Consider the following 21741-nt stretch of genomic DNA (forward strand, 5'->3'; position numbering starts at 1 on the left):
CGAAGAAAAAACGGGCAATCTGCGCTTGCCCGTTCAGTATATGCCTTTACATCCAGGCCGACGCTTACTTGCTGTTCTGCGCGTCCACGGCGGCCAGGGCCACCATGTTGACGATGCGGCGAACCGAGGCGATCGGGGTCAGAATGTGGGCCGGCTTGCTCATGCCCATCAGGATAGGGCCGATGGTCACGCCGTCGGAGGCGGAGACGCGCAACAGGTTGTAGCTGATGTTGGCGGCTTCCACGTTAGGCATGATCAGCAGGTTGGCGGAGCCTTTCAGCGTGCTGTCCGGCATCGCCTGGTTGCGGATGCTTTCCACCAGCGCGGCGTCGCCCTGCATCTCGCCGTCGATTTCCAGGTCCGGCTGCGCGGAGCGGATCTGGTCGAAGGCGGCGCGCATCTTCTGCGCCGACGCGCTGTTCAGAGTGCCGAAGCTGGAGTTGGACAGCAGCGCGGCCTTGGGCGCGATGCCGAAGCGCTTGATCGACTCGCTGGCCATGCGGGTGATGCTGGCCAGTTGCTCGGCGCTCGGGTCGGCGTTGACGTAGGTGTCGGCGATGAAGATGTTGCCGGTGGGCAGGATCAGCGCGTTCATCGCGCCGGCCACTTGCTCCGGGTTGTTGTAGCCGAGCACGGTTTCAACGATGTCGAAGTGCTGACGGTACGGCCCGTAGGTGCCGCAGATCATCGCGTCGGCGTCGCCGCGGCGCACCATCATCGCGCCGATCAGCGTGGTATTCCCGATCACGCGGCGGCGAGCCTGTTCCTGCGACACGCCCTTGCGCTTGGTCAGCTGGTAGTACTCTTTCCAGTACTCGGCGAAGCGCGGATCGGATTCGTTGTTGACGATCTCGAAGTCCTTGCCGGCCACCAGCTTTAGGCCCAGCTTCTGGATGCGCATGTCGATGACGCTGGGGCGGCCGATCAGGATTGGTTTGGCCAGACCCTGGGTGACGATTTCCTGAGTGGCGTGCAGCACGCGCTCGTCCTCGCCCTCGGTCAGCACCACGCGTTTCGGGTCCTTCTTGGCCTGGGCGAACACCGGCTTCATGAACAAATTGGTCTTGTACACGAACTGGGCCAGTTGATCGGCGTAGGCGTCGAAGTCCTGAATCGGGCGGGTGGCGACGCCGGAATCCATCGCGGCCTTGGCCACGGCGGGGGCGATCTTGACGATCAGGCGCGGGTCGAACGGTTTCGGAATCACGTATTCCGGGCCAAACGACAGTTCCTGGTCGCCGTAGGCGGTGGCCACCACGTCGTTCTGCTCGGCCAGCGCCAGATCGGCGATGGCGCGCACCGTGGCCAGCTTCATCTCTTCATTGATGGTGGTGGCGCCCACGTCCAGCGCGCCGCGGAAGATGAAGGGGAAGCACAGCACGTTGTTGACCTGGTTAGGGTAGTCCGAACGGCCGGTGCCGATGATGGCGTCCGGGCGAACTTCCTTGACCAGCGGCGGCAGGATTTCCGGCTCCGGGTTGGCCATGGCCAGGATCAGCGGTGCGCGGGCCATGGATTTGACCATGTCTTGGGACACAAGCTTGGGACCGGACAGGCCCATGAAGATGTCGGCGCCGGCCATGGCGTCGGCGAGCTTGCGCTGGCCGTTGTCCTTGATCGCGTAGCGCTTTTTGGAGTCGTCCAGCTTCTCGTCGCGGCCTTCGTAGATCACGCCCTTGGAGTCGCAGACGGTGATGTTCTCGCGTTTCACGCCCAGGGCCACCAGCAGGTCCAGGCAGGCGATGGCGGCGGCGCCGGCGCCGGAAGCCACCACGCGCACTTGAGCGATGTCCTTCTCCACCAGGCGCAGGCCGTTGAGCACTGCGGCGGCGGCCACGATGGCGGTGCCGTGCTGGTCGTCGTGGAACACCGGAATATTCATGCGTTCGCGGCACTTCTTCTCGATATAGAAGCACTCGGGCGCTTTGATGTCTTCAAGGTTGATGCCGCCGAAGGTGGGCTCCAGCGAACAGATGATGTCCACCAGTTTGTCCGGGTCCAGTTCGTTGACCTCGATATCGAATACGTCAATGCCGGCGAACTTCTTGAACAACACGCCCTTGCCTTCCATCACCGGCTTGCCGGCCAGCGCGCCGATATTGCCCAGGCCCAGCACGGCGGTGCCGTTGGAGATCACCGCGACCAGATTGCCGCGCGCAGTGTATTTGTAGGCGTTCAGCGGATCTTCCACGATGGCGTCGCAGGCGGCCGCCACTCCAGGGGAGTAGGCCAGGGCGAGGTCGCGTTGGGTGGTGAGAGGCTTGGTCGGGGCAACCTGGATTTTGCCCGGGTTGGGGTACTGGTGGTATTCCAGTGCGCTCTGGCGCAATTGCTCGTCCATTCTCTGGGACTCCTGAGGTTGATCTTTAGGTGGTTGGTTGGTGTAAGAGAGTAACTACACATTATACGGGCTTAACGGCGGGCGGGGCTATCGTCTTGTCGGACAAAAAACGCGATGGCGTTGGCCATCGCGTTTTCATGTCCGTCGGACGCCGCTAATTCAGCATGCCCAACGCGCGCGGCAGCCACAGCGAGATTTCCGGCACATAAGTCACCGCAACGAGGAAGCCCAGCATGGTCAGCAGCCAGGGCCATACTGCCACCGTCAGTTCGGTGATGCCCATCTTGGTGATCCCGGACGCGACGTAAAGGTTCAATCCCACCGGCGGGTGGCACATGCCCACCTCCATGTTGACGACGATGAGAATGCCGAAGTGAACCGGATTGATGCCCAGCGCGGTGGCCACCGGGAACAGAATGGGGGCCAAGATCAAGACGATAGAGGAAGGTTCCATCACATTGCCGGCCAAAAGCAGGAGGATGTTGACGACCAGCAGGAAGGCGATGGGGCCGAGACCGGCGTCGATCAGCCAGCCGGCCATGGCCTGGGGGATGCCCTCGCTGGTCATCAGGAAGGAGAACAGCACCGCGTTGGTGATGATGTAGAGCAGCATGGCGGACATGCTGGCCGAATCCAGCAACACCTTGGGCACCTGCTTCAGCGTCATATCCTTGTAGACGAAGACGGCCACGATGAAGGCGTAGACCGCGGACATGGCGGCGGCCTCGGTGGGCGTGAAGATGCCGCTGTAGATGCCGCCTATCACCACCACGATCAGGAAGAGGCCCCACATGGATTTGCGGAAGGCGCGCCAGCGCTGGCCCCAGCTGGCTTTGGCCAGGCGCGGATAGCCGAATTTGCGCGCGCGGTACCAGGTGGTGAAGCCCAGCAAGGTGGCCAGCATCAGGCCAGGCACGACGCCGGCCATGAACAACTGTCCCACCGAGGTGTTGGTGGCCACGGAATACATCACCATCACAATGGAAGGCGGGATCAGGATGCCCAGCGCGCCGGAGGTAGTGATCACCCCGGCGCCGAAACGGTTGGGAAAGCCCTGCTTGACCATGGCGGGCAACAGGATGGAGCCGATGGCCACCACCGTGGCCGGGCTGGAGCCGGAGACCGCGGCGAATAGCGCGCAGGCCAGCACCCCCGCCAGGCCCAGGCCGCCGTGCCAATGGCCCACTAGGCTGGTGGCGAAATTGATCATGCGTTTGGCCACGCCGCCATGGGTCAGAAAGTTGCCGGCCAGGATGAAGAACGGAATCGCCATGATCTCGAACTTTTCGATGCCGGTGAACAGCTTGAGCGCCACCGCCTCAATCGGTACCTGGGTCATGGTGAACAGAAAGGTCAGCACCGTCAGGCCCAGGGAAATCGAGATGGGCATGCCGGAGAGCATCAGGACGAGCAGCAGGCTGAAAATGATGAGCGCGTTCATTTCTTGTCTCCTCGACGGGAGATGTCGTGCGGATGGAGGTTGTCGTCCAGGGCGTACCAGTTGTCCACCCCGCCCTCATCGTCCATGCCTTCCACGTGGGCGTGGTCGTGCTTGGGGAGGATGCCGGTTTTGACGAAGGCCCAGGCTACTTGCAGGAAGCGAAAGCACATCAGCAGCGAGCCGCAAGGCACCGCCAGGTACACGATCCACATCGGCATTTCAAGGTCGGCTGAGGTTTGGTCCGTGTGGGCGATCTCCCAGACGAAGGCGGCGCCCAAGGTGCCGACGATGGCGGTGAACAGCGCGCCGGCCAGCAAGCCGAACACGATGAAGCGAGCGCGGTTCTTGTCTTGCAGCTGGTTGATCAACACGTCCACGCCGACATGGATACCGGTGCGCACGCCGTAGGCCGCGCCGAACTTGGCCATCCACACGAATAGGTAAATGGTCAGCTCTTGCGACCAGGCCAGATTGATGTGGCTGACCAGTGGGTGTAACAGCTCGGTGCCTGCGGCGTAGCGGTGCGTCACCGCGACAAAGGTGATGAGGGTGGCGGCGGCCATGAAGCTCGCAATCAACCACTCTTCGAGGTGATCCAGGAATTTCAGCATCGGGCGTCTCCGGGAAAAGAAGGACGGACGGCTGCGCGCCGACCGCCGCGACGGCGCGGGGGGCGCGCAGCCGCGGGGCGGTGTCTCAGTCGCAGCGCTATTAGTTGGCGGAGAAGCCGGTTTGCTGGTAGATGGTCTTGATCAACGCCGGGCCGACCCGCTCCGCCATCTTGGTGTGGACGGGGAGCATGGCCTTCTTGAACGCCTCGCGTTCGGTCGGAGTGGGGTTGTAGATGGCTGTCTTGCCGGATTTGGCGATCTTGGCCAAGTCGGCGTCGTTTTCTTTCTTGGCGATGTCGTTGGCGTACTTGGTCGCGTCTCGTATCGCGCTGTCCAGTTGGCCGCGCACGTCGGCGGGCAGGCCGTCCCAGAAGCGCTTGTTGACGATCACCGCGTAGCCCAGATAACCATGGGCAGTGGTGGTCATATGTTTCTGGACCTCGTACATTTTCTGGGTGTACATATTGGACGGCGGGTTTTCGGTGCCGTCCACCACGCCGGTCTGCAGTGCCTGATACACCTCGGAGAAGGCCATCACCTGCGGCAGCGCGCCCAGAGCGCGCATTTGCTCGTCCAGCACCTTGGACGACTGAATGCGCATTTTCAGGCCTTTGAGGTCGGCCGGGGATTTGAGCGGCTTATTGGCGGAAAAATGTTTGAAGCCGTTGTCCCAGAATGCCAGCCCCTTGATGCCCTTGCTGTCCAGCTTGCCCAGCAACTGCTGGCCCACCGGACCCTGGGTGACTTTGTGCAACTCGTCGTAGTTGTCGAAGATGTAGGGCAGGTCGAAAACTTCGAACTCCTTGACCCCCAGCGGGCCGAACTTGGCCAGGCTGGGCGCTAGCATCTGCACCGCGCCCAATTGCAGCGCCTCCAGCTCTTCCTTGTCCTTGTACAATTGGCTGTTGGGGTAAACTTGCACCTTGACCTTGCCCTTGGTGCGTTCCTCCGCCAGCTTCTTGAAGTACTCGGCGGCCTTGCCCTTGGGGGTGTCCTGAGCGACAACATGGCTGAACTTGATGACGATTTCCCCGGCGGCGCAGGCGACGCCGGACAGACTGCCGGCCAGGATGGCCAAGGCGGCGATTTGCAGTTTCATCTCTCTCTCCAAAAGCTGTATTGCGTTTAGGTGTGATGGCGCGTTGTGCAATGGCCACTATATTGTGCCGCCGGCTTCGCGCTCTGTTATGCCATCCTTCTGGACAGTCGAGTTTTACAGTGTAAAGTAGGAGCAGTTTCTTCTCCCGGCCATTAGGGACTTCAGCATCAGGATTTTCCCTAACATTCCATGCAGATAAAAACCACGTTCTCCCGCCGCTCTCCCCGCATGCTTTGGCTCAGCGTCAGCGCCTTGCTGTTGGCCCTGCTGCTGGCGCTGGGCAGCCTGTTCTATCTGGTGTACCGCGACTGGCGCGACGAACAGCAAGACAACCTGATCCAGGAAGTGCTGTGGCTGGAGCAGTCTTTGCGCATGTATCTGGAGGGGCAGCAAGAATGGGCTGAAAACCTGGGCCGGGAAATAGAGAGCGGCAATATCGACAGTCAGCGTTTTGCTCGGCAAGCCGCGTTTTACCTGCGGGGCAACCCGGAACTGTTGAACATCCAGCAGGTAGACCTGGACGGCAAGGTGCTGCGCGACCAGCACGGCACCCGCCGCGACGGCAGCGTGCTCTCCGGCGAAACCTTCGACGCGTTGTGGCGCGCCAACCGATTGTTGCGCCCCAGCTACGGCGCGCCTTATCAGGGCAGCGACGGCAAATATCGTTTCGACCTGGCCGTGCCCATCGTCCACGACGGCAAGGCCCTGGGCGGGCTGCGGCTGACCTACCAACTGGATCTGCTGCTGTTCAACCAAGTGCCGTGGTGGATCGCCTCCAAGAACTACATCAGCATCCAGGACCTGAGCGGCAAAACGCTGGCCAGCAAGTTCGACCCGGCGGAGCGCCCCGGCACCATCTCCCACCAGACCAGCTTCGACCCCCCCGGCTACGGCCTCTACCTGCACGCGGTCAGCTACCGCGCCGGCCTGGGTCTGACCCTGCCGGTGTTGTCCGGCCTGATCGCGCTGCTGCTCAGCGCGCTGCTGTACGCCGCCTGGCGCATCCGCCGCCACGTGCGCGAGCGCGCGCACGCCGAGCAGGCGCTGGCCAAGGAAGTGTCGCTGCGCCAGGCGATAGAAGACTGCATGAAAAGCGGCCTGGTGGCCTTGGAGGACGAAGGGCGCATCGTGCGCGTCAACCGCGCCTTCTGCGACATGCTGGGCTTCAGCGCGGACGAACTGGTGGGCCAGGCGCCGCCCCATCCATTCTGGCCGGCGGACGACCACGAGGCCATGACCGCGGCGATCGCCGCGGTGCGAGACCATCGCCAGCCGGCGCAGGGCTTCGAACTGCGCTTTGCGCGCAAGGACGGCGAATTCATCGAAGTGCGGCTCTACGCCACCCCGCTGGTGGAGGCCGACGGCAGCCAGCGCGGCTGGATCGCCTCCTTGTTCGACATCACCGAACGCAAGCGGCAGCGGCTGGCGCTCAACGCCTCCCACCAGCGCTTTCTCACCGTGCTCAACGGCCTGGTGGCCGGCGTTTGCGTGATGGAAGAAAGCGGCGGCCTGCTGCTGTACGCCAACCCCGCGTTTGCCCGGCTGTGGCTGGCGGAAGAACCGGACGGCCCCTGCTGTGTGCTGCTGCCCGGCCTGCAGGACCAGCCGGAACAAGACGAATACGGCTTGGAATTCACCACCGACGGCGGCGGCAGCTGGTTCCAGATGCACCGCCGCCGCATCGACTGGGTAAACGGCGAATCCGCCTGGCTGGCCATCCTGGCCGACGTGAGCGAAGACAAAGCGCGCGAGGGGCGGGAGCTGGCGCAGCAGGAACGGCTGCAAAACACCTCTCGCCTGATCGCCATGGGCGAGATGGCCTCCTCGCTGGCGCACGAACTGAACCAGCCGCTGACCGCCATCAACACCTACGCCGCCGGCGTTAGCCGTCGGCTGCCGGCGGAACTGGAACTTCCCGCCGGCGTGCGCGAGGCGATTCAGGAAATTGCCGGGCAGGCCAAGCGCGCCGCCCAGATTGTCAGCAGCATCCGCGCCTTCGTCAAAAAACACGAGCCGCAATTGCAACGCGTGGAGCCGGGGCCGGTGGTGCTGCGCGCCGTCGGCCTGGCGGAAGGCCTGGCCGTCAAGGCCGGGATCAAGCTGCAGGTGGAGCAAGACCCGGCAGGCTGCCTGCTGGACATGGACCCGGTGCTGATTGAGCAAGTGCTGCTCAATCTGATGAAAAACGCCATCGAAGCGATGCAAGAGGCCCAGACCAAGCGCCCCAGGGTCAAGGTGCGCACTTCCATCGGCACCGCCTTCTGGCGGGTGGAAGTGGTGGACAACGGCCCCGGCCTGTCCGAGGCCATGAAAAGCAATCTGTTTACTCCGTTCTACTCCACCAAGCCGGAAGGCATGGGCATAGGCCTGAACATCTGCCGCTCCATCGTGGAATTCCACCGAGGCGAGTTTGGCGCCAACAGCACCGTGGCCGGCGGCTGCGCCTTCTGGTTCACCTTGCCGCTGGCCAAGTGAGGCCTTGAATCCAGCAGGGTGGAATGACAAGTGGCTGATGGGTCAGGTGAACGACGGGCGCTTCAATCACTATTGTTTGTCATGAGGCCTGGACCGACATGCGTCGCCCGCCAGCGCCGCGCATCCATTCACTCAGGCAGGAGAGGCTCATGAGAACCACAAGCGCGATGTGTCTATTGGCAGGTTTGCTTGCCGCCTTGACGATGGGGGCCGCCAATGCGGCGATCACTTTCAAGAAAGGCTGGAACGATCCCGACAACAGCGATGTGAAAACCTACACCCAGGCCGAGGCCACCACCTACCTGCGCAATAAAAGCGATTCGCTGAAGGAAATGATCGACAAGCCCGCCTGCCAGCTGAATGTGTCCAAAGGCTGCCATCAGAAGAGCGATCCGCATTTCACCCTGGACGGCATCGGCTCCAAGGCGTCTTGCAAAAATGTTTACGCCGGTTCGAAAAGTATCCACATCTCCTGCCCGTGAAGCCTTGAGGGCGCGTGAAACCGCTGGGCTCGCCGGTTTCCGGCGGGTCGTGCCGAATGGGCCGTGGCCGGGCTGGCGTCTGTTTCCTGGCGGCGGATTGGCTTATGCTGTGGCGGCGCGCCGGCATGTCCGTCGCGTCCGCCTTTCCTCATCCGACAGGAGCCCGCCATGTCCGTTTCCATGTACCAAGCCTCCGTCCCGGCGCTGATCCGGGGCCTGAACAATCTGTCCGCCATCCTGGACAAGGCCGCCGCCGACGCCGCCGCGCGCAATATCGCGCCGGAAGTGCTGCTCAACGCCCGGCTGGCGCCGGACATGTTCGCGCTGACGCGCCAGGTGCAGATCGCCAGCGACAGCGCCAAGGGCTGTGTCGCGCGGCTGGCTGGTGTCGAAGTGCCGAGCTACGCCGACGATGAAGCCAGCTTTGCCGATTTGCAACAGCGCATCGCCAAGACCGTGGCGTTTTTGCAGGGTTTCAACGCCGCCCAGATCGACGGCAGCGAGGCGCGGGAAGTAGTGCTGAAAGTGCGCGGCGATGAAATCCGCTTCAGCGGACAAAACTATCTGCTGGACTTTGTGCTGCCCAATTTCTATTTCCACCTCACCGCCACCTACGCCATCCTGCGCCACAACGGCGTGGCGCTGGGCAAGATGGACTACCTGGGCGGCGTGTAGCCGCCCGGGCGATTAGCGCTCAGCGGCCGGCGCCTCCGGCGTCAGAATGGTCTCCTGCGCCTGCTCCAGCTTCTCCGGATAGTCGCGGCTGTAGTGCAGGCCGCGGCTCTCCTTGCGCAGCAGCGCCGAACGCACGATCAACTCCGAGGTTTGCACCAGATTGCGCAGCTCGATCAGATCGTTGCTGACGTGGAAATGGCGGTAATACTCGTTGATCTCCTCGGACAGCAGACGGATGCGGTTTTGCGCCCGCATCAGCCGCTTATTGGTGCGCACAATGCCCACATAGTCCCACATCGCCCGGCGCAGCTCGTCCCAGTTGTGGGAAATCACCACCTCCTCGTCCGGGTCCGTCACCTGGCTGTCGTCCCAGTCCGGGATCTTGGGCAGCTTGATCTCCGGCGCGGCCAGGATGTCCTCCGCCGCCGCCTTGCCTATCACCAGGCATTCCAGCAGGGAATTGCTGGCCAGCCGGTTGGCCCCGTGCAGGCCGGTGCAGGCCACTTCGCCCACCGCGTACAGCGCGTCCACATCGGTGTGGCCGGTCAGGTTGGTGACCAGGCCGCCGCAGGTGAAATGCACCGCCGGCACCACCGGGATGGGCTGCTGGGTGATGTCTATGCCCAGCTCCAGGCAGTGGGCGTAGATATTGGGGAAATGCTCGCGGATGAAATGGGCCGGCTTATAGGAAATGTCCAGGTAGACGCAGTCCAGGCCGTGCTTCTTCATTTCAAAGTCGATGGCGCGCGCCACCACGTCGCGCGGCGCCAGCTCGGCGCGCGGATCGTGCTCCGGCATGAAACGGGTGCCGTCCGGCAGCTTCAGGATGCCGCCCTCGCCGCGCACCGCCTCGGTGATCAGGAAAGACTTGCTGTGCGGGTGATACAGGCAAGTGGGGTGGAACTGCATGAATTCCATATTCCCCACCCGGCAGCCGGCGCGCCAGCCCATGGCGATGCCGTCGCCGGTGGCGGTGTCCGGATTGGTGGTGTACAGGTAAACCTTGCCGGCGCCGCCGGAGGCCAGAATGGTGTGCTTGGCGGCAATGGTCACCACCTGGTCCGCCTGCTTGTCCAGCGCGTACACCCCGTAAGCGCGGTTGCCCGGCAGGCCCAGCTTGCGCGAGGTGATCAGATCGATGGCGATATGTTCTTCCAGCTCGGTGATATTGGGGTGAGCCTTGATCTTCTGCCCCAGCGTGCTGGTCACCGCCGCGCCGGTGGCGTCCGCCGCGTGGATGATGCGGCGGTGGCTGTGGCCGCCCTCGCGGGTCAGGTGATAGCCGGTGCGGTGGGTTTCATCCTTGGTGAAGGGCACGCCCAGCGCAATCAGCCAATCAATGGCCTCCTTGGAGTGCTCGACAATGAAGCGCGCGGCCTCCTCGTTGCACAGCCCTGCGCCGGCAATCAGCGTGTCGCGGATGTGTTCTTCCACCGAATCCTCGGTGTCCAGCACCGCGGCGATGCCGCCCTGGGCGTAAGTGGAGCTGCCTTCCAGCAAATCGCGCTTGGTAATCAGGCCCACCTTGCGGCTTTCCGCCAGGTGCAAGGCCAAGGTCATCCCGGCCAGACCGCTGCCGATGATCAGAACATCAAACTTGAGCATGATGAAATCCTGCAGGACGCAGAGTCGAAATGGATAGGCAGCGTAGCAGACTTCATGCTGGTGTGACAGATAGGGGGCTGGCAAGCACTGCTCAAGTGGAGTGTGCTTGTGGGAGTTTATTACGTCGAAGCGGTCAGCACTTGTCGTGCAGGCTAGGTGCCTTTTCTAGCCCTGAAGATGGGGGCCTCGTTTGCCGCACAAGGAGGGGTTTTCCACATCTAGCCCCATGTCTGGTAGGTCGTCTTTCCTTGTGGGCATGAGGTGATATTGCCAACGATCGAGTATCAAAAGAACGACTTACTGATTCTCTATTATTCTGTTTTGGTTTTCTTCGGATAGCCAGTTCCAAATAATCTTGTAATAAGCTTCGTGAATTTCTGAGTAGTTATTCTCGCCAAATTCCTGGAAATTTTTCAGGGTGTAACTGTCCGGCTGATGAAATAATTCGTGAATTTTTTCAATTAAAGAAAATACTCTTAAGACTTCATCTTGATCAATTTGCTCTGTCATGTCTTTTGACTTCCATATGAGTGCGAGGGGCCGGGTTAGACGGAGGGATAGTAGTGCACCGTTGTGGCTTTGTGCAGTAGGCCGGAGTCTGAACGGTTGGCCTCATGTTGCTTCCTACGGGCACTTTGACGGCACGCATGGCTTCGGAAAGGGTCAAGGGGACGCTGCAGAACGGCCCCAGCCCTTGTCTCCCAGCTCCAAGCACGTGATAATCCGACCGTGCTGTGCATCAGCACCGGAATTAGCGTTCCGAGGCAAGAAGGCGGACAGCCGCACATGCGGCATCTCATGTCCGAACACACCATAGATACGTCTACTCTTGGGCGGGTCATGGTGGGAGCGTGCTTGCACGCGCCGGATCCTTCTTGCCGGTAACGCTAATCCTGCCATGTTCCCGCCGCCTCCGCTTAGCGTCGGAGGGCGGGCATAATGCTCAAGAAGGAGTCGCCATGACTAGCGCCACTCAAGTTTCCCACATCCCGTCACTATCAACCTTGCTGTTCCAACTGAAAAGCTTGCGTCAGCAAAATCCCTCGTTGAACCCGATTGACCCATTGTTGCAGCAGCTCGACGAATACGGCGAGCACTTCCATCACAGCGCTCAACTGATCTGTCTGGAACTCGGCCAGGTCAGCAGCGCTTTGAGCGCGTTGGCGGCCATGCTGGACCAATCCAACCTGGACACGCTGGAGTGCGAGCAGATGTATTGCCTGCTGGAACCCTTCGCCCGCCGCTTGCAGCAGACCACGGTGCAAATGCAGGAACTGGCTTAACTCTCCCAAACGACCAAAGCCCCGGGCGGGGCTTTGAGCTGGTTGCTACTTGGCTTTGAGTCGGCGTTGTTGCATCAGGCTGAGCAGGACAAGTTTGCTTTTTGCGTCAGTGGATTGATGCCGCCGCTACAACTCCTTGTGTCTGGTTCCTGGCTCGGTAGTTCATAGCCAAGATGGTATGCCTTGTTCGTTGGGCTGCGCCTGCGGGGTGCTTATGGCCGGTGTGGTGGTTGTGCACTACTGTCCGGTTGCTGAGTTCCGGAGCGGATTTGCGCAGCGTGTCCATCTCGGGGTTGTAGGATATGCCCCCTACTTTCTCGCCGTATATGGAGTAATGAACCCAATTAGTTGGTGAACACGTTTGCAACGATACTGTCTTCTAAATCTTTGATCTCCTGAGGAGAAAAACTATCAACAGGACAGATCTCCGCTCCATAAGCCAAGTCGATTTTGATATTTAAGTTTTTCCCTTTGTATCTGCAGATCAAGATATCTGCTTCAGGCATTAACCCTTCCTCTATTATTTCGATAATGTTAGAGGTGCCTATCTTTTTGATTGCACTTTTGACTTGAGTTGTTTCTAAGTTGATGAATTTCATTTAAGAGTCTTTGCTGGTACACCCTGTTTGTCAGTTCAGAGTCTGTGAGGTGCTCAGGTGCTTGGTGTGGCAATAGTACCCCGCCGTCGGTTCACAGGGTTTCGGTGTGGTGCTTTGGTAAGTGCATATTTCAAAGTAGACCTGGCCATTAGGATTTTTGCCCGAGACTAACAAGATTTCTGATTGAACTTTAAAACCATATTGAGTAGTAATTACGTGTGAGAAGAGGCTTTAAAAGTTATTGGTGGCAAGTTTGCTGTTAAGCTAAATGCTTACTTTGAAATTACTTATTCCACTTCAAAGTCGAGTAATGAAAATGATATTTCTGAAATGGGTGGTGTTTTGTAAGCAGTAAAGTTTTTGCAAATAATGGATAGTTGATGGTCGTGACTGTTCACAATGTAGTGATGATAGTTTTCTTTTGCCAAATCCTCATGCGACCATTCTTTGATGGATTTTATGTGTTCTGAGACCCAGTCAGAGTCGATGGCTTCGTATATGGATGACCTATATTCAAAATCATCAGGGAGGTAGGGTTTGGTTTTACTATGTACTTGCGTTGCAATAACGTCGGTAAATTTGACGCATCCGGAGTGGTGTAGCTCTGGTTCAGCATCATCATCCCAGCATTGAAAAATAGCGTAAGCTATATCTTTTTGGTGTGCAGTAATGATGTGGAATTGATGGTTTTGCTAAAATGGAAGCTCTATTTCAATGATTTTCATGAGTTTTTTAATTTTTCATGTTCTGTTTCTTATTTTGGTGAATTTAGAAGGTGACGGATTGAGTAGGTTCTTTGGGGGGGGGTAATCAATTGGTATTTGTGATGTTTGTTGTGTTTAAACAGTAATATCCCTCGCCAGATCGGAGAGGAGTAAGGCGACTTTGTATATGGTCTCCGACATTGCAGTTTGTTTTTTCTCATTTTTATGCCAGTCCGCACTTGTTATCAGGCTGGCTTGCATGTCAATAAGAGTATTTACGATCGCCATCGGCAAAGATTTTTTGCCTTTATATTTTGTAATTAACTGATTTGTGCTGCTAATGGCTTGATTTATTTCTATGTCTGTGATGCCGGCACTTGATCTGGCTTTTAATATTAAGGTGGAGATGTGATCAACCCAAACCTCATCTATATTGGCCATGGGCTTTCCTCGATGGCTGCACACACAACTCATCTGGTTCGTGCGTACGGGTTTCCGAAGCGGTAGTACTTAAACATAGAAATGCGTTGGCCTATTTTTTCTGTGCATTAAATTTTAAATATGCTTATTTCTCCATGTGATGATGTCTGGGTAGCCATCTCTTCCCTTGGTTGTAATGCTTTCTAATTGATCATCATCAGTGTAGTGTAAGTCATAACGGATAGTGCTTTGATATCTGGATCCCAGTACGTAAATATGCTCGACTAAATTTTTTTCATTAAAGGAGAAGGCCTTATAACCGTAGTCGCCCCGTGTTGATATGCCTACGCTTATTTCAATGTTTTCTGATAATTTCTTGATTGTAGTCAGAGAAACAAGCTCGGGCTTTTTGCCTGGCTTGTCAGTAAAATCATAATGATGTGTTCGGCGAATAATGATTTCAGAGTTTTTGTATGATATGAAGTTTGCAGTTAACCTTACAAAGTCAGGATCTTCTTTCTCAGAATCTATTGTTAACACAAGCCTGTCATCGATGAAACCCGCGCTTTCAACGCCATTTCTTCTAGCCTCTAATGGCGATGTGTACTTTTTTTGCAGCGGTTTTCCAGGGCTTTCTTCTAAGAGTTCGTTGAAGAAACGTTCTGGAGTATAGAGTATGCCGCGGGAGTACTTCCATTCAGTGATATTGCTTACTAAGTGAATGGCAGCGTTAAGTGCATCTGTGTCGTTTTTTAATGAGGCTAGTTCGCCGATGAGATTTTGCCTCATACTGATAGCGTGCTCAATGCCTGGAAAGGTGTTCTTCATGTCTGCGGCTCCAGGTAGGCGTTGTAGAGATGGTACTGCCTCCAGCGCGGCACTTTGACGCCGCGTACGGATTCAGTGTGGACCTGGGCCAGCGGTACAAAGCTGTCCGGTTCAAACAGATAGTGCACCGCTTGTTCGCCCCGAGTTTCGAAGGCCCGCAGCTCGCCGTCCCAGCTGTAGAGTGTGGTCTGGCTAACCGCACTCTTAATTGCCCTGAAGCCTAAGCAGAACTCTTTTTTAGATAGAAGAGGCGCTTGAGGGATAGGAGGTGATTGTGAAAAAAACCTCTCTTAAAGTGACTCTGCAAGCTTCCATTTTTTCCCATCAGTAGAGAAGTGTAATTTTTCAATCAGCCATTTTGAATCGTTTTCTTGAAGAGTATATTTGAAAAAATTTTCAAATCCACTGTTTTGTTTTGTTTTGACATAATTGTGTGTGGAGGATGTTTCTTCAATAATGGTTTGTTCGTAAGCCGGGGGGCGACCCACCGCCATAGTAGTTAAAGCGGCGTCGGCAATTTTATTGTGTTCGCCATCTTTGACATACTTCTCAAATATGATGCGCAGTTTTTCTCTTGCTATCTTTTTTGATTTTTCACGCTCAGTGGGATCGGTTTTATAAGCTTCACTTCTTTGCTCTTTGTAGAAGCTTATTTCCCAATCGAGCATCTCTTTTAAGTATTGCCCTATGGTTTCTTGGGGGGTCATTTTTTTTCTCCGCAACAGCATGTTAAAGGATTGTCAAAGACTCTCGTAGTGGTGCGGGGTGCCCAGGTGGTCAGTAGTAGTACACCGCGATCGGTTCGCTGGGTTCCGGCGTGGGTTTGCGCAGCGGGTCCAGATCCGGGTCGTAGGGGCGGTACTGGTTCCAGTTGGGGGCTTTGACGCTGTGCGTTGTGTCAGTGTGGGTCGAAGCAACAAATAGTTAAGCGGAGTAGTAAAACAGGCTGTGCTGTTTTTGCTAGGAGGCCTCACGATTAGATCAATAGTATATTAGTCATGAGTTAAGGCTGTCGTTGTGCAATATTCTAGCAGGCTGCCGGTTAAATTATTTCTTCCAGATGATCCTTTCAGTTCCATCTTTTGATGGGGAGCTTATGTTAATTAAATCTCCATTTTGATTGTAATTGAAATTTCTTACCCCTTGATTCGACCATGTATTGCCCCATAGCAAAACTTCTTTGATTTTCTTGTCACTATATTTGTAGACAGTGATTAAGTATTCATCTAAGTCACTGACATTTATGAAAACGGAGTCGCTCTGGTTTTGAAAGCAGCCAACAAGCCCCTGTAGGGTTGTTTTTTTTGTTTGCTCATCTTTTATAAGATATTCGATATTTAAATGGAGCTTGAATTTTTCGTCATGTAAAAAATAGGTTATCGGAATGACGGATTTAATTTCGGATGGATGGATGGTTAATTTTAATATGCTTTTTTCAAAGCCATGACTGTAGTATCCATCTAACTTGGCTTCAAATGGGTCTGAGTATGTTTTTTTTAAAATCCGTCCTGGCTTTCTTCCATTGATTTCGTTTAGGTATGGTTGAGGATCAAGATTGTCAGCCGTGGAATAAACCCACTCTTTAATAGAGTGGATTTCTTCCGGGATGCGATTCAGTAGTGAGTCTTGCGTTTTGAATTGATGGAAAATGTTTCTTAATTGATTCGTTGCCAGCAGTAGCTCAGGAGTTTCTTTGATATTCATTGTGCCTCCTAAGCAGCAACAAACATTTGGTTTGCTTTTATGTGCGAATTGAATTTTAAATGTGCCTATTTCCCATGTGATGATAGCTAGGTGTTCGTTCCTCCCGCTGGCTGTAATTCTTTCTGCTTTTTCATCATCCGTGTAATATATATTACAACGGATAGTGCTTTGATATCTGGATCCCAATACGTAAATGTGTTTGGCCACATTTTCTCATTAAAGGGGTGTGCTTTGATACACTTCCTCTCTGTTTGCCACAATTATTGTATGAGCTGTGTTTAGGTGGAGTAGTTGATTTTATGCCGCAGCTGAGTCTTTTGTGAATTACTGTAATTAATATTTTGCGAGTTTTGAGATGTTGTCAATGGCAATGATTTTGAACTTTCCATTGGCTAAGGTGCTTAGTTCTTTGAGAAAATAGTCAAGATCATTGGCGAATACATCAAAAGCGCCATGGCCATATTCCCCTGATGTTTTTGCTATGCAAATGTAGTGGCACGAATTTGTAAGTAGCTCGTAGGTGTCGCTATCAATGCTTAGTATTGGATCGTCTAAAAAAAGGGTAAGACCTGGTTTTGTCGGAGGAGAGATTGTGCGGTGACGAGATAATATTTCGTATTTTTTTAAATCGCTTTTATATTTTTGGTGTTCATCATATAGTTTCTCAAATTTCCCATCGTTATCTTTGAATAGAAATTGGGGTACATAGGCAATTGGTGTGTCCTGTGGAGGACAAAGCTCATTTTGTATGTTTAAGAAATAACAATTTGCAATCATGGATTTGATGAAGGCATGGCCTTCTTCACTTTGATCAAATCCAATATTGCCGTTTTTGTTTTTAGCCATGACCAAGGAGAACTCAGCCGTCTCTGGTGCGCAGATGTTGTCAATTCTAGTGCTGGAAAACTTTTTGAATTGATGGAATTGAGCTTTGTGATAAAGAATCGTGTTTTCTGTCATTTTTTGGCTCCAGGGTAAGTTACAATAACTTTATTTCCCCGTTTGTCTTTCGCGTGCACATGCGGGCTCTCGTGATGTTCAGGTTGGTCCCCTCCAACCATATTGGGGTGGCCATCTGGGTGGTCAAAGACTTCTGAACCATCAATACCTCTGCGACCTAGATCTTTTACCCCGTGTTTCTTGAGGCAAGCACAATTTGGTCCTTGGCTATCTTTGTTTAGTTCATCTATAGAAATGTTTTGTCCACCTCGGCCAACTCGTGGAACTTGGGCATGTTGTTGCGCTTTCCTCAATGCAGATGTCCGGCTATTGGCTGAAATAACCGTTGTCAAGCCTAATGGGTCCACCCACTCAACTGGGTTTGGCGCATAACTGTGGATATTAATCCCACCCATCAACCCAATCGGATCCCGCGAAATAAACCGTCCGATCTCCGGGTCATAGTAGCGATAACGGTTGTAGTGCAGCCCGGACTCCTCATCCTGGTACTGCCCCTGGAAACGGAAGGGGTTGCGGATGCCGGCCTTGTTGGCGGCGTCGGCGATGACTTCCCGTGCTTGCCCCCAGGCCTGGTAGTCCATTTCCAGCGCCAGCGTGCCTTGCTCGTCGGTCAGCGCTTGCGGGGTGCCCAGGTGGTCAGTGTGGTAGTAGTACACCGCCGTCGGTTCGCTGGGTTCTGGCGCCGGCTTGCGTAGCGGGTCCAGGTCTGAGTCATAGGGGCGGTGCTGGCTCCAGCGCGGCACTTTGACGCCGCGCACGGCTTCGGTGTGGACTTGGGCCAGCGGCACGAAGCTGTCCGGTTCAAACAGATAATGCACCGCTTGTTCGTCCCGGGTTTCGAAGGCCAGCACGTCGCCGTCCCAGCCGTAAAGCGTGGTCTGGCCGGCCTGGGTTTTGGCGATGCGGCGGCCCAGCGGATCGTAGTGGTAGTCGGTGCGTTGGCCGTCCGGCGCGGTCAGGCGGGACAGGCGATTGTGGCTGTCCCATTCCAGCTTGGTGAGCGCGCCGTTCACGCGTTTTTCCACCAGGTTGCCGCGGCTGTCGTAGCGGTAGTGGCGGCCAGCGTACTGGCTGGGCAGGTTGCCCAGCAGGCTGTTGTCCTGGTGGCCATCGGCGGCCGGGGTGTTGTCCAGCAGGTTGCCGGCCGGGTCGAAACGGAAGCTTTCCACGCCCTTGGGGGTGGCGGCTTCCAGCAGGCGGCCCACCGGGTCGTAGCGGTAGTTGAGCTGGCCGGCGCGGCTGTCGGCGATGCCGGTGAGCTGGCCGGCGACGTCGTACTGGTATTGGCGGTTCCACTGGGTGTTGCCCAGCAGCCGCTGGCTGGCCAGGCGGCCGGCCTTGTCGTAGGCCAGGGTCTGCTGCAAGGCATTGCCCAGCACGCGCTGGGTTTCGCGGTGCAGCTTGTCGCGCTCCAGGTTGATGATGTCGCGCTGGCCGAACAGCAGGCCGTGCACGTGGCCGCTGCCGTAGCTGAGGATGTCCACGCGGCGGCCGTCCGGGCGCACGGTGGCAATGCGGTTGCCCAGCGGGTCGTGTTCATGTTGCCAGCGGTAGGTTTCCTTGACGCCGGCCACGCTATAGCCGTGGTGTTCTTCTATTACATTGCCCACCGGATCGTAAATCCAGCGCAGGCTGGCATAGCGGTTCTTGGCTTGATACAGCCGGCCGGCGGCGTCGTAGCCAAAGCTTTCCAGGCTGCCGGGCGCGCTGCGCTCGATCAGGCGGCCGGCGCGGTCGTAGCGATAAAGGGTGGCGACATCGCCTTCCTGTTGTTTTTCCAGCTGGCCGGCAGAGTTGTAGTGGTAGCGGGTGGCGCTGCCGTCAAATCCGGTTTCCGAAATCAGCTGGCCGCCGGCATCGTATTCAAACAAATACTGGCGGTGGTTTTCATTGCGCAGCGCGGTCAGCCGGCCCAGCTTGTCGTATTTGTAGGCCAGGCTATGGCCGTTGGCGTCGGTGCGGGTTTGCAGCCTGCCGGCTTTGTCGTAGTCGTAATGGGTGGCGCGGCCCAGCGGGTCGGTGAGTTTGAGCAGGCGCGCCTCGGCGTCGTGTTCCAGCTGGGTGGCCTGGCCGTCTGGCTGGACGATGGCTTGCAGGGTGCCGTTGGCCGCGTATTGGTAGCGGGTGGCGTTGCCCATCGCGTCTACGATCAACTGCGCGCGGCCGCGTTCGTCGTACTGCCATTGGGTGGCGCTGCCGGAGCAGTCTGTATAGCTCTGCAGCAAGCCGTCCGGACGGTAGGCAATTTGCTTCTTGCCGCCCTTGGCATCGGTGATGGCCACCGGCAGGCCCTGTTCGTTGTAGGCGTACTTGGTCTTGTGGCCCAGCGGGTCGGTTTCCTCGATCAGCTGGCCCTTGTCGTTGTAGGCGCGCAGCCATTTTTCGCCCAGCGGATCGGTGATCTCCACCAGATTGTCCTGGGCGTCGTAGGCGAAGGCCACTTCACTGCCGTCGCGGCGCTCGTGCAGCACCATATTGCCCTTGTCGTCGTAGGTGAAGCTATCTTGCGAGCCGTCCGGGTAGATGTGGTTGACCAGGTTTTTCTGGGCGTCGTAGTCGAACCATTCTTCCTTGTGGTCCGGGTAGATGATGCGGTAGTTGTAGCCCTTGTCGTCGAAGTAGTACTCGGTGGTGCGGCCGTAGGCGTCGGTGACGTAGGTGAGGTCGATATTGTCGTCCCAGGCCAGGCGGATGTCCTGGCTGCCGTCATCGGCGTATTCGCGCACGGCTCGCGCGTCCAGGTGGCTGCCGTCCCACTCCAGGTGGATGCCGCGGCCGGTACGGTCGGTGTAGCGGGTCAGCAGGTGGTGCTGGTACTGGTAGCCCCAGCTTTGTCCGTTTTCATCGCTGGCGGCCAGCAGGTCGCCGGCATCCGCGGCCAGCGGCGTGATCTCGCTGTATTGGTATTGCGCCAGCGTGCGCAGCGGCAGGCCGGTTTCCGGGTTTTGCAGGCTGATGCGGACAATGCGGCCGCGCGCGTCGTGGCTGAGGTCCGCCACGTAGCCGGCGCTGCTGACCAGCTGGATCAGCCGGCCGTCGCGGAAGTTCATCGCGATGCTGTTGCCGGCGCGGTCCTTGATCAGCGCCAGGCGGAAGCTGTCGCCGTGGCGTTCGTATAGTTGCACCAGATCGTGGCCGTAGGTCTGGGAGATCAGGGTGTCGGACAGGCGGCTGAGGGTGAAGCCTTCCAGCTCGTCCTTCAGGGATTCGCCCACCGGCAGCAGCGGGTAGTCCAGGGTGCGGCAGCTGTCGTCGTGGAGCTTCAGCGCTTCGCCTTCGATGTCGAAGCGCGCGCCGTAAGCCACGCCCCAGCGCGCGCCCAGATCGCCGTGGGCGTCGTTGCCGTCGAAATTGGAGCGGTATTGCCGGGTCCAGACGATGGGCAGCACGCCGGGCAGGCTGAAGTCGGTATGCTGCAGCGATTCTTCGCCCAGCACATAGCCTATGCTGTTGGGCGAGGCGGCGCAGGCGCATTTGGGCGGCGGCTTGATCTTGCCCTTGAAGCGGCTGGTGACTTCCTGGTAAAGCTGCTGGGTGCCTTTCTTGGCCTTGTTGGTGACTTTGTTGGCCACCGCGGCGGCCTTCTTGGGCAGGTGCTTGAGGAAAGCTGCCAGCAATTTGTTCAGCAAGGGCTTCAGGTGGCTGGAGTACATGGACAGCAGCTTGGCGGTGAGCTGGCCGGCCCAGGCCAGCAAGGTGCGGCCCAGGCTCAGCATCATGCGAGCGGCGGCGCTGCCTTTCAGCGCCATGTCTATGCCCTTGGCCGCGGCTACGGTCATGCCGGCGGCGGCTTCTTTCTTGGCGTTGGCGGCGGCGCGGTTCAGTGCGTCCAGTTCCGCTCCCACCGATGCCCAGAAGCCTTGTTTATTGGTTTTCTCCAGGTGGTATTTGACCGGCGCTTGCGGCACGTGTTGTTTGACGTAGCCGCTGAAGTTGCCGGAGCCCAGGCTGATCAGCAGATTGGCCAGGTCCGAGATGATGACCTTGCCCTTGCCGCCGCAGGTTTCCAGCGTGCTCTGCATTTTGCTGTCCACGTGCTTGACCCACTGGTCCGGCATATTGCGGAAGTCGGCCGGCAGCATATTGGCCACTTTTTGGGTCAGCGAGGCGGACAGCTCCATTTTCAGCCAGTCGCCGCCGGCGCGGCGCACGCTGCTGGCGCACAGCTTCAGCGTGGGGCGCGCGCCCATTTTGAACAGGCCGCCTGCAGCCGGCACCACGCCCACCAGGTCCACGCCCAGAAACAGCCAGTCGAAAACGTCGACTTCCTGTTTTTTCTTGCTCTTTTCTGACATCTCCATCAGATCGACGATGACGTCGCCCACCGAGATCAGGTTGCCGACGATGGGCACCGCGCTGCCTATGGTTTTGAGGCTGTCCACCGACAGATGCCCGTCGCTGATGCTTTGCAGCCATTGATCGAAGGTCTTGCCGGTTTGCTGGATGACCTGGGCTGCGTTTTGCGGCGTGCCGTTGATCACGGCGACGGGTTTGGCTTGGGCTGCGGTGCTCAT

General features: G+C 57.1%; 18 protein-coding genes. 4 read left to right on the plus strand and 14 right to left on the minus strand.

From position 1 onward, the window contains the following. Positions 1–64: 64 nt before the first annotated feature. The 4 genes from GYH29_RS02655 to GYH29_RS02670 all read right to left on the minus strand — a co-directional run bounded on the left by GYH29_RS02655 (position 65) and on the right by GYH29_RS02670 (position 5492). On the minus strand, positions 65–2341 hold the full coding sequence (locus GYH29_RS02655; RefSeq protein WP_161523138.1) for an NADP-dependent malic enzyme: 2277 nt from the start codon (positions 2339–2341) through the stop codon (positions 65–67). A 154-nt stretch (positions 2342–2495) separates the two neighbouring features. After that, complete coding sequence (locus GYH29_RS02660) at positions 2496–3782, minus strand: TRAP transporter large permease (RefSeq protein WP_043594299.1); 1287 nt, start codon at positions 3780–3782, stop codon at positions 2496–2498. Further along, the gene (locus GYH29_RS02665) at positions 3779–4393 is read right to left on the minus strand and encodes a TRAP transporter small permease (protein ID WP_043594301.1); all 615 of its coding nucleotides are present in this window, start codon (positions 4391–4393) and stop codon (positions 3779–3781) included. Before GYH29_RS02665 ends, GYH29_RS02660 begins: the two co-directional genes overlap by 4 nt. Positions 4394–4493: 100 nt before the next feature. After that, a complete protein-coding gene (locus GYH29_RS02670) occupies positions 4494–5492 on the minus strand; it encodes a TRAP transporter substrate-binding protein (RefSeq protein ID WP_019103477.1) in 999 nt (332 codons plus the stop codon). A 228-nt stretch (positions 5493–5720) separates the two neighbouring features. Between GYH29_RS02670 and GYH29_RS02675 the strand changes: the two genes are divergently transcribed. The 3 genes from GYH29_RS02675 (at position 5721) to GYH29_RS02685 (ending at position 9124) form a co-directional block, all read left to right on the plus strand. Continuing rightward, entirely contained in the window at positions 5721–7967 is a 2247-nt protein-coding gene (locus GYH29_RS02675; protein ID WP_232060498.1) for a PAS domain S-box protein, read from the plus strand. Between the two features lie 149 nt (positions 7968–8116). Beyond that, entirely contained in the window at positions 8117–8449 is a 333-nt protein-coding gene (locus GYH29_RS02680) for a hypothetical protein (protein ID WP_141113311.1), read from the plus strand. A gap of 168 nt (positions 8450–8617) precedes the next feature. After that, positions 8618–9124, plus strand: a complete 507-nt coding sequence (locus GYH29_RS02685) for a DUF1993 domain-containing protein (protein ID WP_043594305.1) — start codon at positions 8618–8620, stop codon at positions 9122–9124. 12 nt (positions 9125–9136) lie between these two features. Here the strand turns inward: GYH29_RS02685 and nadB are convergent, their stop codons facing one another. Then, a complete protein-coding gene (gene nadB / locus GYH29_RS02690) occupies positions 9137–10729 on the minus strand; it encodes an L-aspartate oxidase (RefSeq protein WP_043594307.1) in 1593 nt (530 codons plus the stop codon). Between the two features lie 297 nt (positions 10730–11026). Beyond that, complete coding sequence (locus GYH29_RS02695) at positions 11027–11239, minus strand: hypothetical protein (RefSeq protein WP_043594308.1); 213 nt, start codon at positions 11237–11239, stop codon at positions 11027–11029. Between the two features lie 449 nt (positions 11240–11688). On the opposite strand from GYH29_RS02695, the gene GYH29_RS02700 reads away from it, so the two are divergent. Continuing rightward, positions 11689–12012, plus strand: coding sequence for a hypothetical protein (locus GYH29_RS02700; RefSeq protein WP_156187861.1), 324 nt, complete (start codon positions 11689–11691; stop codon positions 12010–12012). 344 nt (positions 12013–12356) lie between these two features. Here the strand turns inward: GYH29_RS02700 and GYH29_RS02705 are convergent, their stop codons facing one another. The 8 genes from GYH29_RS02705 to GYH29_RS02735 all read right to left on the minus strand — a co-directional run bounded on the left by GYH29_RS02705 (position 12357) and on the right by GYH29_RS02735 (position 21741). Continuing rightward, entirely contained in the window at positions 12357–12611 is a 255-nt protein-coding gene (locus tag GYH29_RS02705) for a hypothetical protein (protein ID WP_043594310.1), read from the minus strand. A gap of 839 nt (positions 12612–13450) precedes the next feature. Further along, positions 13451–13756, minus strand: coding sequence for a hypothetical protein (locus GYH29_RS02710; RefSeq protein ID WP_043594312.1), 306 nt, complete (start codon positions 13754–13756; stop codon positions 13451–13453). A 114-nt stretch (positions 13757–13870) separates the two neighbouring features. Beyond that, the gene (locus GYH29_RS02715; RefSeq protein WP_161523139.1) at positions 13871–14563 is read right to left on the minus strand and encodes a hypothetical protein; all 693 of its coding nucleotides are present in this window, start codon (positions 14561–14563) and stop codon (positions 13871–13873) included. Then, positions 14560–14691, minus strand: a complete 132-nt coding sequence (locus tag GYH29_RS24960) for a hypothetical protein (protein ID WP_267882023.1) — start codon at positions 14689–14691, stop codon at positions 14560–14562. The genes GYH29_RS02715 and GYH29_RS24960 overlap by 4 nt, the downstream gene beginning before the upstream one ends. Before the next feature lie 162 nt (positions 14692–14853). Further along, positions 14854–15270, minus strand: coding sequence for an NTF2 fold immunity protein (locus GYH29_RS02720; protein ID WP_161523140.1), 417 nt, complete (start codon positions 15268–15270; stop codon positions 14854–14856). Between the two features lie 340 nt (positions 15271–15610). Then, entirely contained in the window at positions 15611–16474 is an 864-nt protein-coding gene (locus tag GYH29_RS02725) for a hypothetical protein (RefSeq protein ID WP_161523141.1), read from the minus strand. A 126-nt stretch (positions 16475–16600) separates the two neighbouring features. Next, positions 16601–17227, minus strand: a complete 627-nt coding sequence (locus GYH29_RS02730) for a hypothetical protein (RefSeq protein WP_161523142.1) — start codon at positions 17225–17227, stop codon at positions 16601–16603. Continuing rightward, positions 17224–21741, minus strand: a complete 4518-nt coding sequence (locus GYH29_RS02735; protein WP_161523143.1) for an RHS repeat-associated core domain-containing protein — start codon at positions 21739–21741, stop codon at positions 17224–17226. The genes GYH29_RS02730 and GYH29_RS02735 overlap by 4 nt, the downstream gene beginning before the upstream one ends.

Origin of the sequence: Chromobacterium haemolyticum, assembly GCF_009936155.1 — a bacterium.
In the GTDB taxonomy this organism is placed as follows: Bacteria; Pseudomonadota; Gammaproteobacteria; order Burkholderiales; family Chromobacteriaceae; genus Chromobacterium; species Chromobacterium haemolyticum.

Bases quoted from the DNA above. Each gene is read 5' to 3' on its own strand.
- GYH29_RS02670 (WP_019103477.1), bottom strand. From the start codon at position 5,492: ATGAAACTGCAAATCGCCGCCTTGGCCATCCTGGCCGGCAGTCTGTCC.
- GYH29_RS02730 (WP_161523142.1), bottom strand. From the start codon at position 17,227: ATGACAGAAAACACGATTCTTTATCACAAAGCTCAATTCCATCAATTC.
- GYH29_RS02700 (WP_156187861.1), top strand. From the start codon at position 11,689: ATGACTAGCGCCACTCAAGTTTCCCACATCCCGTCACTATCAACCTTG.
- GYH29_RS02655 (WP_161523138.1), bottom strand. From the start codon at position 2,341: ATGGACGAGCAATTGCGCCAGAGCGCACTGGAATACCACCAGTACCCC.
- nadB (WP_043594307.1), bottom strand. From the start codon at position 10,729: ATGCTCAAGTTTGATGTTCTGATCATCGGCAGCGGTCTGGCCGGGATG.
- GYH29_RS02665 (WP_043594301.1), bottom strand. From the start codon at position 4,393: ATGCTGAAATTCCTGGATCACCTCGAAGAGTGGTTGATTGCGAGCTTC.
- GYH29_RS02680 (WP_141113311.1), top strand. From the start codon at position 8,117: ATGAGAACCACAAGCGCGATGTGTCTATTGGCAGGTTTGCTTGCCGCC.
- GYH29_RS02710 (WP_043594312.1), bottom strand. From the start codon at position 13,756: ATGGCCAATATAGATGAGGTTTGGGTTGATCACATCTCCACCTTAATA.
- GYH29_RS02660 (WP_043594299.1), bottom strand. From the start codon at position 3,782: ATGAACGCGCTCATCATTTTCAGCCTGCTGCTCGTCCTGATGCTCTCC.
- GYH29_RS02675 (WP_232060498.1), top strand. From the start codon at position 5,721: ATGCTTTGGCTCAGCGTCAGCGCCTTGCTGTTGGCCCTGCTGCTGGCG.
- GYH29_RS02705 (WP_043594310.1), bottom strand. From the start codon at position 12,611: ATGAAATTCATCAACTTAGAAACAACTCAAGTCAAAAGTGCAATCAAA.
- GYH29_RS02685 (WP_043594305.1), top strand. From the start codon at position 8,618: ATGTCCGTTTCCATGTACCAAGCCTCCGTCCCGGCGCTGATCCGGGGC.
- GYH29_RS02695 (WP_043594308.1), bottom strand. From the start codon at position 11,239: ATGACAGAGCAAATTGATCAAGATGAAGTCTTAAGAGTATTTTCTTTA.
- GYH29_RS02720 (WP_161523140.1), bottom strand. From the start codon at position 15,270: ATGACCCCCCAAGAAACCATAGGGCAATACTTAAAAGAGATGCTCGAT.
- GYH29_RS02715 (WP_161523139.1), bottom strand. From the start codon at position 14,563: ATGAAGAACACCTTTCCAGGCATTGAGCACGCTATCAGTATGAGGCAA.
- GYH29_RS02735 (WP_161523143.1), bottom strand. From the start codon at position 21,741: ATGAGCACCGCAGCCCAAGCCAAACCCGTCGCCGTGATCAACGGCACG.